Annotated in this window: 7 protein-coding genes; all 7 read left to right on the top strand. The window is 53.5% G+C overall.

Features of this window, described 5'->3' with window-relative positions:
- Nucleotides 1-50 precede the first annotated feature (50 nt).
- The 7 genes from HPS55_RS08285 to meaB all read left to right on the top strand — a co-directional run bounded on the left by HPS55_RS08285 (nt 51) and on the right by meaB (nt 14,152).
- On the top strand, nt 51-1,601 hold the full coding sequence (locus HPS55_RS08285) for a family 43 glycosylhydrolase (protein ID WP_172177349.1): 1,551 nt from the start codon (nt 51-53) through the stop codon (nt 1,599-1,601).
- A gap of 67 nt (nt 1,602-1,668) precedes the next feature.
- Nucleotides 1,669-2,973 (top strand): MATE family efflux transporter, encoded by a 1,305-nt coding sequence (locus HPS55_RS08280; RefSeq protein ID WP_172177413.1) that lies wholly within the window; start codon nt 1,669-1,671, stop codon nt 2,971-2,973.
- A 629-nt stretch (nt 2,974-3,602) separates the two neighbouring features.
- A complete protein-coding gene (locus HPS55_RS08275) occupies nt 3,603-4,730 on the top strand; it encodes an ATP-binding protein (RefSeq protein ID WP_172177351.1) in 1,128 nt (375 codons plus the stop codon).
- A gap of 130 nt (nt 4,731-4,860) precedes the next feature.
- Nucleotides 4,861-5,655: a DnaJ-like cysteine-rich domain-containing protein gene (locus tag HPS55_RS08270; protein WP_172177353.1), complete on the top strand. Its 795-nt coding sequence runs from the start codon at nt 4,861-4,863 to the stop codon at nt 5,653-5,655.
- Nucleotides 5,656-6,375: 720 nt separating this feature from the next.
- Entirely contained in the window at nt 6,376-11,955 is a 5,580-nt protein-coding gene (locus HPS55_RS08265) for an alpha-2-macroglobulin family protein (RefSeq protein ID WP_172177355.1), read from the top strand.
- Nucleotides 11,956-11,973: 18 nt separating this feature from the next.
- Nucleotides 11,974-13,035 (top strand): DUF1573 domain-containing protein, encoded by a 1,062-nt coding sequence (locus HPS55_RS08260; RefSeq protein WP_172177357.1) that lies wholly within the window; start codon nt 11,974-11,976, stop codon nt 13,033-13,035.
- Nucleotides 13,036-13,048: 13 nt separating this feature from the next.
- Complete coding sequence (meaB, locus tag HPS55_RS08255; RefSeq protein WP_172177359.1) at nt 13,049-14,152, top strand: methylmalonyl Co-A mutase-associated GTPase MeaB; 1,104 nt, start codon at nt 13,049-13,051, stop codon at nt 14,150-14,152.
- Nucleotides 14,153-14,244 lie beyond the last annotated feature (92 nt).

The following is a 14,244-nucleotide window of genomic DNA, read 5'->3' as shown; positions in this document are numbered from 1 at the left end:
CTGCGTCAATACCGTTAATCCGATTCTAACTCACAACCAAGTATTAAATAATGAGAAAGTTGTTATTGTCTTTTGCACTGCTTTGGGCATCATTGTCCATAAGTGCCGTGCCGTTTCCCAAAGTGCTGCTTGCCGGCGATTATCCCGACCCTACGATTCTGCGCGACGGGGATGATTATTACATGACACATTCGCCGTTTTATTACGCCCCCGGTTTTCTGATATGGCATTCGCGCGATTTGCAGAATTGGGAGCCAGTGTGTCGTGCCGTCCCCGAATATACAGGCTCGGCTATGGCCCCCGACCTCGTTAAGCACGGCGGCCGCTATTACATATACTTTCCGTCAGCCGGCACGAACTGGGTGTCTTGGGCCGACGACATCCGTGGGCCGTGGAGCAAGCCGGTAGACCTCAAGGTACGGGGGATAGACCCGGGCCATGTGGCCGACAGGGACGGCAACCGCTACCTGTTTGTCAACAACGGTGAAGTGATAGCTTTAACTCCAGACGGCCTTGCCACCGTAGGTGAGAAGAAGACCGTTTATGACGGATGGAAATATCCAAAGCATTGGAAGACAGAGGGCATGTATTTGGAATCGCCCAAGCTCATATACCACGACGGATACTATTACATGACTTCTGCACAGGGCGGAACGGCAGGACCGCCAACGAGCCATATGGTGGTGTCGGCCCGTTCGCGCAATATTGAAGGCCCTTGGGAAAACTCCCCTTATAATCCTATCGTACACACATATACGGCCGACGACAATTGGTGGTCAAAGGGACATGGCACCATCATTGACGATGCCGATGGCAACTGGTGGGTGGTGTATCATGCCTATCTCAACGGCTACCACACACTTGGCCGCAGCACGCTCATCGAACCGATAGCATGGACGTCTGACGGATGGTTCAGAACTTTGTCGGACGCACAGTTCCCTAAGGCAGACAACCCCACGCCCGACGGGATGGTGCTTTCCGACGGCTTCGACGGCAGCTCATTGGGACTGCAGTGGACTCTGTGGGGAGAAAGCGGCAAGGGGACGCTCGTCTTCGGCAACAGTTCTGTTACGGTAAAGGCGAAGGGCAAGACGCCGGCAGACAGCCGTCTGCTGCTCGTCACACCGCAGCACAAGAACTACACCGTGCAGACGGAGATAACCATAGGCAAAGGCAGCACCGCCGGATTGCTGCTTTATTACAGCGACAAGGCCTTTGCCGGACTGACATCCGACGGCAGTCAGCTTTTCATATATTCTTCGTCTACGGAAAGGAAAGTGCTGCCCTGCAAGTTGGGCCGTCACATGTTCGTAAGACTCCACAACCGTGCCAACACACTCGCCATCGGCATAAGCCATGACGGCAACAGCTGGCAGACCGTGGCTGAAGGCATCGACGTGTCGCAGTTCCACCACAACAATCACGGCGGTTTCTATGCCCTGCGGCCGGCACTGTCGGTATCGGGCAAGGGCAAGTCTGTTTTCCACGATTTCAAGTACAGTGACGCTGTGCCATCGGAGAAGGACATGTCGGCATATCTGATGGTATTCCATCATGATGACACCCACAGTCTGCACATGGCCGTGAGCCGTATGGCTTGAAAATATCTGAACTTATATAAGCACATACCTTGCAGATTTTGATAACCTGTGACATATAACCATGCCAATAACTCAGCGTGACCGTCAGATACTTCGTATAGCGGGTCCTTCAATAGTTTCCAATATCACCGTGCCGTTGCTCGGACTTGTCGACGTGGCCATTGTTGGTCACCTTGGCGATGCTGCCTATATCGGTGCCATTGCCGTAGGCTCAATGGCGTTCAATCTCATTTATTGGATATTCGGTTTCTTGCGCATGGGCACCAGTGGCATGACCTCGCAGGCTTTCGGTCGTCGCGATTTGGCTTGTGTCATGCAGTTGCTCGTACGCTCGCTCACAGTGGCACTTGCAGTGGCACTAACGCTGATAGTGTTGCAGTGGCCGTTGGAGTGGACGATGGTGAGGCTGATGAGGCCCACTGCCGATGTCGAGCCTTGGGCACGCACGTATTTCTCCATCTGTATATGGGGCGCGCCCGCCGTGCTGGGGCTTTACGGACTGATGGGATGGTTTGTCGGCATGCAGAACACCCGCATGCCGATGTTCATATCAATCATGCAGAACGTGGTCAACATCTTTGCAAGCCTCACGTTTGTCTATGGACTGGGCATGCGGATAGAAGGTGTGGCCACGGGCACGGTCATTGCCCAGTATGCAGGCTTTGCCGCAGCCATAGTGCTTCTGTTGCGTCATTACGGCCGGTTGGGGCGATATATGGTGTGGCGCGGTGTATTGCAGCGTAATGAGTTGTGGCGTTTCTTCACCGTCAATCGTGATATATTCCTGCGCACGCTTTGTCTTGTGGCTGTCAATCTATATTTTACCTCTGCCGGGGCACGTCAGGGCGCCGTTATTCTTGCTGTCAACACAGTGCTCATGCAGCTCTTCCTGCTCTTCTCCTATATCATGGACGGTTTTGCCAATGCCGGTGAGGCGCTTGGCGGACGATACTACGGGGCGCGCAATGGTGATGCTTTCCGTGACACTGTGCGGCGCCTTTTCTTATGGGGATTGTTTATGGCCGCAGCTTTCACTGTAGTCTATGCCATTGGCGGAATGCCGTTTCTGCGCCTGCTCACCGACGATGAGGCTGTCATCAGTGCCTCGTCGGCCTATTTCCCGTGGGCACTTGTAATACCGCTTTGCAGCATGGCTGCTTTCGTATGGGACGGCATTTTCATCGGTGTCACCGCCACGCGCGGCATGCTCGTGTCGCTGGCAGTGTCGGCATCGGTATTCTTTGTTACCTTTTTCTGTCTCAGTCCGTGGCTCGGCAACCATGCCCTTTGGCTTGCCATGACGCTGTATCTGGCCGTGCGAGGCATGGTGCAGACGGTGTTGTACCGCCGGGATATTGCCGGAAAAATATGAGGACAGCGGAGGGAAGAGGAATATAAGTTAATTAGCAAAATTAAGTTAGTCAACAAAATTAAACTATATCATCCTCTGGACAGAACGTACCCTGACAGAATGCGCCCCAACGGGGCAACAAGCACATAGCCCGGGGCGGAGCGTAGCGGCACCCCGGGAATCGACATCGACAATCCCCGCGCCCTGCAAGGGCAAAAGCATAAAAACATATGGGATATGGAGAATGTAATTATCTGATAAATAATGCTTTTGCCCTTTTAGGGCGAATAGGATAATAGAACATGATACCCAGGGTGCCGCTGCGCTCTACCCCGGGCTATGTGCTTGCTGCCTTTTCAAGGCGCATCCATCCTATATCTGGGCGATTATATAATTTAATTTTGTTGACCAACTTAGTTTAGATAATTGCAAATGTCTGTATCATTAGCAGCGATGTCACATTGCTGTTATTAATAATTTTGGAATGGAATCCAAAAAACTTATAATAATTTTGGAATTGAATCCAAAAAACTTATAATAATTTTGGATTTTGAATGTTTAATGCCTATCTTTGCATTGAAGATAGGGCTAAGAAAGCAGTGCGGATATGCTTGTACGGTGACGTCTTCGTTGACAAACAATATATTTCCATGATAGAAAGATTTCAGAAACGGAAGATAAAAGAGACGATCGGCAAGGGCAAGGCCATCATGATAATGGGAGCACGGCAGGTGGGCAAGTCCACGCTTCTGTCCGAAATGTTCGGCGGACAGAAAGAAGTGATGTGGATGAACGGTGATGACGCGGACGTGCGGCAACTCTTTTCCGGAATGACTTCAACGCGTATACGTGCCTTGTTGGGTGGTTGCAGATGTCTTGTCATAGATGAGGCGCAACGCATTCCCGATATAGGATTGCGGTTGAAGCTCATTACCGACCAAGTGCCGGATGTTCAGGTGGTGGCCACAGGCAGCTCGTCGTTTGAGTTGGCAGCACGTGTCGGTGAGTCCCTTACCGGTCGTAAGCGCACATTCCGCATGTTTCCGCTTACATACGGTGAGATGGTCGCCCACACCAATCTTCTTGAAGAACACCGCATGCTTCCACACCGCATGGTCTATGGATATTATCCTGAGGTGGTTACGTCGCAGGGTGATGAGCGTGCTGTGCTGCGTGAACTTACTGACAGTTATCTTTACAAGGATATATTGATGCTTGACAGCATATCCAAACCTGACCGTCTTATACGTCTTGTGCAGGCGTTGGCCCATCAGATAGGCGAACTGGTGTCTTATAATGAGGTGGGACAGCTTGTCGGACTCGACCCGAAGACGGTGGAGCGCTATGTCGACGTGCTCGAAAAGTGCTACATTGTGTTCCGGGTAGGCAGCTTTTCACGTAATTTGCGCAACGAACTGAAGATGAGCCGAAAGATTTATTTTTGGGATCTTGGCATACGAAACGCTGTTATAGCCAACTTCCAGCAGGTGGAAAATCGTGCTGACACGGGGGCCCTTTGGGAAAATTTTGCCATTAGCGAGCGTATGAAATGCCACTATATGCGGGAGGATTTTGTCAACACATGGTTTTGGCGTACGCAGCAACAGAAGGAGATAGACCTGATAGAGGAGGCCGACGGTCGATTGAATGCCTTTGAATTCAAGTGGAATTCGGTCAAGGCCCAACGCACGAAAGTTCCTGATTCGTTTGCGCGAACCTATCCTGATGCCGTGTTCACGGTGGTGTCGCCTGATGACATTGATGATTTCTTGCTGTAAATTTCCTCTAAAGAAAAACTAAAATCTTTATCCTGCCGGTGTATGAATCTTGGAATTTATATTTATCTTTGCAGCAGTTAAATCATAAATATCAGTCGGTTAAGATTATTATAAATCAAAATCCAAGGAAATGAATAGAATAAAGAGCTTGTCCGTATTGGTGGTATTGACCGTGTTTGTGGCCTTGCCGTCATTGTCGTCGCTGTCGTTGCCACAGAACGTTTCTCACCATTTGTCTTCAGTATTGCCGTCCTCGGACGAATCGTTGCCGTTGCCGGATGAATCGTTGCCGTGGCCTGATGAGTCATTGCTGTTGTCCGGTGGATTGTCAGTCATGACAGTGCCCGACACAGCTGCTGTTGCAGAAGACACGCTTGCTGCCGGAGGGAAGAAGAAAAAGAAGAATTGGAAGAGAGTCAAGGAAGAAATCCTGTTGTCTGTTCCGGGCGTGAATGTAGGATATGCAGTCTATGTTGGCACGAAGGCTATTCGCGATGCGAGAAAGACCCTTAATGCACGTATGCAACATATCCGCGACTCTCTCAATGCCGTAGGTGGAGCCAATGTCGAGTTGCTTGACGATTCCGTGGCTCGCAGGGCCGTTCGTTCCGACAGCATTGCCGTTGCCGGCACCGGCTTCAGTGCCGATACGTCCGCGATAGTCCGTCCGGTCGTCGTGGCGCCCCGAGATACGGCTGTGGCCGCAACGGATGGCGAGGTGACGAAACCTGCGTTCAGACTGAATCCGGCAGGCTGCCGGAAGACATCTTCCGCCGATATCGCCCATTGTGACGGTTCGGGAGTATGCGCGGCGTGTGCCGGTGCAAAACGCCATTACACCATGTCGCAGGGCGTGTGGCGGTTCGTCGATTGCACCAATTGTGGCGGAACAGGCAAGTGTCCCGGGTGCAAGGGAGAAGATTGAGGTGCGGACAAGACAGTATTATGCAGACGCTGTGGTATGAGAATACCGTCAGACAAGTCCTCAGACCGATAGCCGGTGTCTGTATGACCATTCGGCGGCAATGGCAGTCCGAATGGCAGGGCCTTAGCTTGGCGTGCTTTAATTAATGTTAAAACGTAAAACGAATATCTTGAATTTAACATTTCTTTTTTCCCGAACCAGAGAAACCGTAAGGCCTTCTCTGCTTTCTTTACACCTGTTTTTGGCCCTGTTTTTCTGCCGTAAGGGCCTCCCGGCACTCCCGCAACGGCCGTTTCGCATTGCAACGGGGCCTGTTTCGCAATGCAATAACGGCCTTATTGCAATGCGAAACGGCCCTCTCTGCTTTCTTGACAAAGCCATTGCGATGTAACGTCTTGATAATCAGAGCTTCCCTTTTGGCGCAAAAAGTGCCGTTTTCTGACCGTTGTCGGAAAATCGCGCTTATGATGTCGCTTAACATTCGTTAAAGTAAATATAATTCAAACCGGATGTTTCGGCCTCTTACATTAAAAAAACGGAAAAACAGCCGATGCCGTCGAAAAAACTTTGCATTGTGGGATAATTGTTTTATCTTTGTATCATCAATATGCTGTTAATATCTCTATGCTTATGAACAAGGATATGATATACGCCATCTTTGGATATGCAGATGGCATCGGTTGTAGTGACTTTATGAATAATATCAAACGAATGAAGTTTATGAACAAGACAATACTGTCCTTGACGGTGGCATTGGTGATGCTTCCGGTGTCGCTTGCCGCTCAGACATATGCGTCGTTGTGGACACAGGAACAGGCGGCGGAGAAGAAGGACCTGCCCAAGACACAACTCGAAGTGTTGCGGAAGATTGTGGCAAAGGCCGCGGCCGAAAACGAATACGGACAGCTGATGAAGGCCGAACTGAAGAGCATCGCTGTGGAGACCGGTGTGTCGCCCGACTCCCTGCTGCCGGCTCTGAGGCGGATGGAAAGTAAGGAACGTGCCGAGAGCAATGCCGTGGCAAAGGCCGTTTATGCCGCCGTGCTCTACAGGATATACACCGACAATGCACGACATATAGGCGACGGGGCCGACAGTGCGGCCACACGCTACAGGAAGTCGGCAACGTCCGAACCCGCCAGGCTGGCTGCCGCCCGTGCCGCAGGCTACGAACCGTTTGTGGCGCGGGGCTACAATGCCTCGGTGTTCGGCGGCGACATGCTCAGTGTGGTGGCCTACGAGGTGGAGGATTTCATGACCATGTGGCGATGGTACAAGGATGCCGGCATGAGGCCCGCAGCCTGTATATCGGCTCTCGAACTGCTCCGCAATTACCGCCCGGCCGGCGGCAAGCGGCTTGACAAGTCGGAATATATCAACTCGCTCGACTCTATAATACATGTTTACGAGGACCTCGACATTGCCTGTGAGGTGGCCATAGAGCGCTACGACTACATGCAGAAGTGTCCTGATGTCACCGCCGGCGACAAGATAGCCTTCATACGCCGTGCTCTCGACAAGTGGGGCGGATGGCAGCGGGCCAACTATCTGCGCAACGCCGAGCGCGAACTGACGGCATCGCAGATGTCGCTGGAGGCCGGACGATACAGGGTCGGGCCGGGTGTAGGACAGACGGTGAGGCTGTCCAACCTGCGCAACATCACGTCGCTGACGATGAATGTATACCGTGCGGCGGTGAACGGCGACTATCGCGGGACGCCGCGCAACAGCAACGACTACCGGCGGCTGAAACCGTTGCTGACGGCCTTGCCCGACCGGCGGCAGGTGCGCACATATATGTCCCGCCCCGGTTATCAGCAGTTTGAAGACTCCATTGAGCTCGGGACGCTGCCTGTTGGCGTATATATGCTTGAGTTTCAGACGGTGCCGGCCACGGAGACCATACGCCAGATGTACTATGTGAGCGACGTCTATTGCATGTCTCATCCGCTTCCGGGCGACTCTGTGCGCTATGTGGTGGTGAGTGCCACTACCGGACAGCCGCTGCCCGGTGCAAAGATAAGGGTGAAGGGCACAGGCCGCAGACAGGCCGATGCCGCGGTCACATTTGCGTGCGACGCCAACGGTGAGGCCGTGGGCAAACTGACCGGTCCCGATTCCGGACGGGAGATATACGCCTATACGGACAAGGATAAGGCCGCTCCAGTATGGTCGGCCTACGGGCGTTACAGTTACAGCGACAACAGGAATTTCAGAGAGATGACCGCCGTGTTTACAGACCGGCGCATCTATCGTCCCGGCCAGACGGTGCATGTGGCTGCCGTGGTATATGAGTCCGACGGTGCTATATCCCACAAGTCCGTGGGCGGAAAGGCGGTGAAGGCTGTGTTGCGCGACGCCAATTATAAGATAGTGGATGAGCGCGAACTCGTCACCGACGGCTACGGGTCGTGCTCGACCGACTTCACCCTGCCTGTGGGAACGCTCAACGGAGCGTTTACCGTTCAGGTCAACGGGACATCATCGTCGGTACGTGTCGAGGAGTACAAGCGTCCCACGTTCCGTGTGGAGTTTCCCGATATAAACGAAAAGTACAAAAACGGCGACACTCTCATGGTAAGGGCGCGCGCCACAACTTATGCCGGTGTGCCTGTGCAGGGCGCTGCCGTGAGCTATACCGTAAGGCGGAACGTGTCGTTATGGTGGCGCAGCAGCAACGTGCGCGGAAAGGTGGCGCCATACTATCCGGGTTCGGGCGATAACATATTCAACGGAACGGCTACAACGGGAGCTGACGGAACTTTCGTCGTTGAGGTTCCTGTGGTGTTGCCTGACGATGTATTGGCCGACCGCAGGATGCCTGTGTTCTACGACTTTGTGGTAGATGCCGATGTCACCGATATGGGCGGAGAGACCCACAGCGGCAGTATGAGAATACCGTTGGGCAGCCGCACCACCGTGCTTACGAGCGATATGCCGGAAAAGGTGCTGGCCGACAGCCTTAAGACTCTGACGTTCACTCTCAGCAATGCGGCGGGTATCAATGTCGATGCCGACGTGCGTTTCCGTATTGACAGCGGCGAATGGCAGGTTGCCCGCACGGGCAGTGTGTTTGCTTTCGGCAGCCGTCTTGCTTCAGGCCGGCACAGGCTTGAGGCTGTCTGCGAGACTGATACGCTGGAACAGGACTTCATTGTCTTCGGACTTGACGACACGGTACCGCCTGCCGACACCCGCGACTGGTTCTATGTTTCGGCCGAATCGTTCCCGGCCGACGGTGGTCCGGTGACGGTGCAGGTGGGTTCGTCCGACAAGGATGTGCACGTCATATACACCATTGTATCGGGTAACACCGTCGTAGAGAGCGGCCGCACCGACATCGGCAATGCACTGATAAACCGCAAGTTTACATACGATGAAAAGTATGGCAACGGTCTGACCTTGCTGTTTGCATGGGTCAAGAAAGGTGAGTGTCATACACATAGCGTTTCGATAAGGCGCCCTGTGCCCGACACGAAGTTGAAGATGAAGTGGACAACGTTCCGCGACCGTCTCACTCCGGGGCAGAAAGAGGAATGGCGCATGACCGTTCTCAGACCCGACGGCACGCCTGCCGACGCACAGCTCATGGCTACGCTCTACGACAAGTCGCTCGACCAGATAGCCCGCCACGACTGGAGCTTCAGCCCGTCGGTGTGGCTCAATGTGCCGTATCTGCCGTTGCATTCTCCTCGTGTGTCGGGATTCTCGGCATGGGGCATGGCATCGTGGAAGTCGCTTTCGTGGAAGGAATTTGCCCCGAGCCGTTTTGACAGCAGTCTTTTCCCGGGTTCATATTATGGAATGGTACGGAGCATGAGGATAAGGGGCGGCGCAATGTACAAGATGTCACAGAGCGTAACATACGATTCTGCTGCGGAAAGTGACGTGGTCAGTGTGGAAGAAGCGGCACCGATGGCGTCGGGAGGATTCGTTGTCGGTTTAGCCAAAATGAGGAATGGGGCAGCTGTCAAGGAGGAAGCCAAGGAAATATCCACGGAATCACAAGATGGCGGTGACGAAAGTGGCGGACAGGAAGTGCAGATGCGCGAGAATCTCGACGAGACGGCGTTCTTCTATCCGGCTCTGCTCGCTGACAAGGATGGTTCGGTGAGCCTCGCGTTTACCCTGCCGGGCAGTCTCACCACGTGGCGTTTCATAGGTATGGCCCATACGGCTGATATGTTCAGCGGCATCATCGGGGGCGAGGTCGTTGCTGCAAAGGAGGTGATGGTGCAGCCCAATGTGCCGCGTTTCGTCCGTGTAGGCGACAAGGCCAGGATACAGGCCCGCATATTCAACACCGGAAAGGGTGTGGCCAAAGGCAAGGCGCGTATGGTACTGACCGAGCCGAACGGCGGACGTGAGGTTTATTCGCAGGCGGTCGACTTCAGTGTCAGTCCGGACAGCACTGCCGTAGTAGCGTTCGGCTATGTTCCTGACGGCACCCACAGTTTGCTGGTGTGCCGCATTACTGCTGCCGGCAAGACGTTCAGCGACGGCGAGCAGCACTATCTGCCTGTTCTGCCCGACGGTGAGCAGGTGACGGTGACGGTGCCGTTCACGCAGAACGGACCGGGCGTGAAATCGGTGGACATATCAAAACTGTTCCCGGCAAAGAGCAAGGACGGCAAACTGACGGTGGAATATGCCGGCAATCCGGCATGGATGATGGTGCAGGCGCTGCCGTCGATGGGCACGCCGCGCGATGACAATGCCGTGGAGCAGGCCGTTTCGCTGTATGCCAACACCATAGCCGGAAGCATCATAAGCCGCAATCCCGCAGTGAAGACCGCGTTTGACCGTTGGCGTATGGAGCGCGGAGAGGAGACGTCGCTGATGAGCAGTCTCGAAAAGAATGCCTCGCTGAAAGATATTGTGCTCAGCGAGACACCGTGGGTGGCCGATGCTGACCGTGAGGCAGAGCAGAAACAACGGTTGGCCGACTTCTTCAACGAGTCTACGGCGGCCAACCGCCGGGCCATGGCTATCGACAAGTTGGCCAAGTTGCAGCTTGCCGACGGCTCGTGGAGCTGGTGTCCGGGTATGGACGGAAGCATGTATATGACGGTGGAGATAGCCCAGATGCTTGTGCGCCTGAATGCCATGACGGGTGCCGTGAACGACACGAAGAAGATGCTCTCATCGGCTATCGGCTATATGGACAAGGAGATTGTGAAGGATGTGGAGGAGATGAAGAAAGCCGAGCGCAAGGGCGTGAAGCCGTCGTTCCCCGGCGTCACGACTCTGCAATATCTGTATCTCAGGGCTGTGGACGGCCGCAGCCGTCCGGCATCGGTGCAGTCGGCGTGCAACTATCTCATAGCTCTGTTGAAGAAAGACATTGCCGGTCAGACCATATATGAGAAGGCTTTGACCGCCATAATCCTTGCAAAGCACGGAGAGACGCAAAGAAGCCGTGAGTATGTAAGGAGCCTGAAAGAGTATACTGTGTATACCGAGGAGATGGGACGCTACTATGACACCCGGCGTGCGGCGTATTCATGGCGCGACTATAAGATTCCTACCGAGGTGGCGGCAATAGAGGCTATAAGGACCGTTACGCCTTCAGACACGCAGACTGTCGACGAGATGCGCCGCTGGCTGCTCCAGCAGAAGCGCACGCAGGCGTGGGATACACCGGTGAACAGCGTAGATGCCGTCTATGCGTTCCTTTTTGACAATATGAAAGAACTTGCCGCACGGGAACAGACGGTGCTTGCCGTCGACGGTAAGGTTCTTGCTCTTCCGGAAGCAACTGCCGGTATCGGATATGTCAGGACGGCTGTCAACGGACCGAAGGGAAATACATTCACGGCCACAAAGACATCCGAAGGTACGTCATGGGGAGCTGTATATGCACAGTTTATGCAGAAGACATCGGACATAAAGGCATCCGGAAGCGGGATAAGCGTGAAGCGCGAAGTGTTGGTGAAGACAGGGGACAAGAAAGACAAGAGTGCCGAAAAGGCCGTTCTGTCTGTTGGCGACCGTATTGTAGTGCGCATAACGATAGAGGCCGGCCGTGACCTCGATTTCGTGCAAATCGTTGACCGTCGTGCCGCTTGCATGGAGCCGGTGGGACAGTTGAGCGGCTATCGCAACGGCATGTATTGCTCGCCCAAGGACAACACTACCAATTACTACATTGACCGTATGCCCAAGGGAAAACGTGTGATAGAAACAGAGTACTACATCGACCGCGCCGGAACTTACGAGACAGGCACCTGTACTGCCGGATGCGCGTATGCTCCTGAATATCGTGCCACGGCAAAATCGCATACCTTTGTAGTGAAATAAGAGAACAAACCTGATTATATGAATAGAAAGACAATTATATCATCGCTGCTTCTGATGGCAATTCTGCCGGTATCGGCGCAGCGGCTTCAAGTGACAAGACCGACGGTAAACTGCGGGCCTGTGGCATACAACAAACCCATTACCGCCACTTTCGAGATGCGCAACAAGGGCAATCGTAAGTTGAAGATAACCGATGTAAGGACAAGTTGCGGATGTATCGGTGTGGAATATCCCAAAAAGGAGGTAGCGGCCGGCGACAAGTTCGTTATGAAACTGACATACGACGCGAGGCAGCTCGGCCATTTCGACAAGAGCGCACGCATAGTGAGCAACGGCACGAAAGAGCCGTTGTATGTCAATATGACCGGTGTGGTCATGGCCGACCTTAAGGACAACACCGCATCTTATCCTTTTGCCATGGGCGATTTGCTGCTCGACCGCAACGAATTGGAGTTTGATGACGTGAACAAGGGGGAGAATCCGGTGCAGGACATATATATAATGAATGCCGGTACAACGGTGTTCACCCCGACGATGATGCATTTGCCGGCCTATCTCTCGGCCATTGTCACTCCTGAAAAGCTGTCTCCGGGCCACTCGGGAAAGATTTCCGTGATGCTGCATTCTGCAAAACTGCACGACTACGGACTGACGCAGACTTCGGTTTACGTGGCAAGCAATATCGGTGAGAAGGTGAGCAATGACAACGAACTGACCGTATCGGCCGTGCTTCTGCCCAATTTCGCAGGCATCACCGACGCGCAGAAACAGTACGGCCCGAAGATGTCGATATCGGCCGACTCGCTCGATTTCGTATTTGACGGCAAGGCGAAGAAGAGCGGTAACATAATGATAACGAATACCGGACGGACGGAATTGAAGATTTCGTCACTTCAGATGTTTACGTCAGGACTGAAGGTTACGCTCGGCAAACGCGAGCTGAAGCCGGGAGAATCCACCAAGTTGAAGATTACGGCCATGCGTGACGAGTTGAAGAAACAGCGCTCCAAACCGCGTGTGCTCATGATTACCAACGACCCGGACAGGGCTAAGGTGGTGATAAAGATTAATGTGAAATAAAAGAGACAAAGTCATGGAACACCCTGAGAACAACGAGGAATACAAGGGACTTACCGTCAATGGCGGTGTGGAACAGCCCTCCATAATAAATCCTTATCTCAAGCGCGGACGCTTCCGTCGCCGCGAACTGTCTGCCGGTGAGATGGTCGAAGGCATTGTGCGTGGTGACATCACCGTGCTCAGTCAGGCCGTCACGCTCGTGGAAAGTGTCAATCCGGATCATCGTGCCAAGGCACAGGAAGTGATAGAGAAGTGTCTGCCACACAGCGGACGGTCGGTACGTATCGGCATTAGCGGAGTGCCGGGAGCCGGAAAGTCGACGAGTATCGACGAGTTCGGCATACACGTGCTGCGCGAATATGGAGGAAAACTGGCCGTGCTTGCCATCGATCCCAGTTCGGAGCGTACCAAAGGCAGCATTCTCGGAGACAAGACGCGCATGGAGAAGCTCGCCCAGCATCCTTCATCGTTCATACGTCCCAGCCCTTCGGCCGGCTCGCTTGGCGGTGTGGCCCGCAAGACGCGTGAGACAATAATACTCTGCGAGGCTGCCGGTTTCGACAATATATTCGTAGAGACTGTCGGGGTGGGGCAGAGTGAGACGGCTTGTCATTCCATGGTAGACTTCTTTCTGCTCATACAGCTTGCCGGTACGGGCGACGAACTTCAGGGCATCAAGCGCGGAATAATGGAGATAAGCGACGGCATTGTCATCAACAAGTGCGACGGTGAGAACGTCGACAAGTGCCATCTTGCGGCCACATCGTTCCGCAATGCCCTCCATTTCTTCCCGCAACCGGAGAGCGGATGGACTCCACGCGTGCTGTGTTACAGCGGATTCTATGGCATCGGTATCAAGGAGATATGGGATATGGTATACGAGTATATCGATTTTGTCAAGGCTAACGGTTACTTCGATTACCGTCGTAACGAGCAGAGCAAATACTGGATGTATGAGAGCATCAACGAGCATCTGCGCAGCCATTTCTATAACAATGCGGCCATTCAGGCACGTCTTGAGGATGCCGAGCGCATTGTGCTGGCCGGAGAAAAGACCAGTTTCATGGCAGCGAAAGATTTGCTGGATATGTATTTTAATGAGAGGGATTCTTTTTAGGAGTTTAGGGAGTTAAAGGAGTTGTCGCTTCCTGCGGTCTCTGACTCCTTGGCGACCGCAGGAAGCGATAACTCCTTTAACTTCTTTAACTC

The organism is Xylanibacter rodentium, from assembly GCF_013166575.1.
GTDB lineage: Bacteria > Bacteroidota > Bacteroidia > Bacteroidales > Bacteroidaceae > Prevotella > Prevotella rodentium.
Note: the sequence above shows the minus strand (reverse complement) of the source record. Positions and strands in the feature narration are given on the sequence as shown.

Excerpts from the sequence above, each read along its gene's own strand:
- HPS55_RS08260 (WP_172177357.1), top strand. The coding sequence starts at position 11,974 with ATGAATAGAAAGACAATTATATCATCGCTGCTTCTGATGGCAATTCTG.
- meaB (WP_172177359.1), top strand. The coding sequence starts at position 13,049 with ATGGAACACCCTGAGAACAACGAGGAATACAAGGGACTTACCGTCAAT.
- HPS55_RS08270 (WP_172177353.1), top strand. The coding sequence starts at position 4,861 with ATGAATAGAATAAAGAGCTTGTCCGTATTGGTGGTATTGACCGTGTTT.
- HPS55_RS08265 (WP_172177355.1), top strand. The coding sequence starts at position 6,376 with ATGAACAAGACAATACTGTCCTTGACGGTGGCATTGGTGATGCTTCCG.
- HPS55_RS08275 (WP_172177351.1), top strand. The coding sequence starts at position 3,603 with ATGATAGAAAGATTTCAGAAACGGAAGATAAAAGAGACGATCGGCAAG.
- HPS55_RS08285 (WP_172177349.1), top strand. The coding sequence starts at position 51 with ATGAGAAAGTTGTTATTGTCTTTTGCACTGCTTTGGGCATCATTGTCC.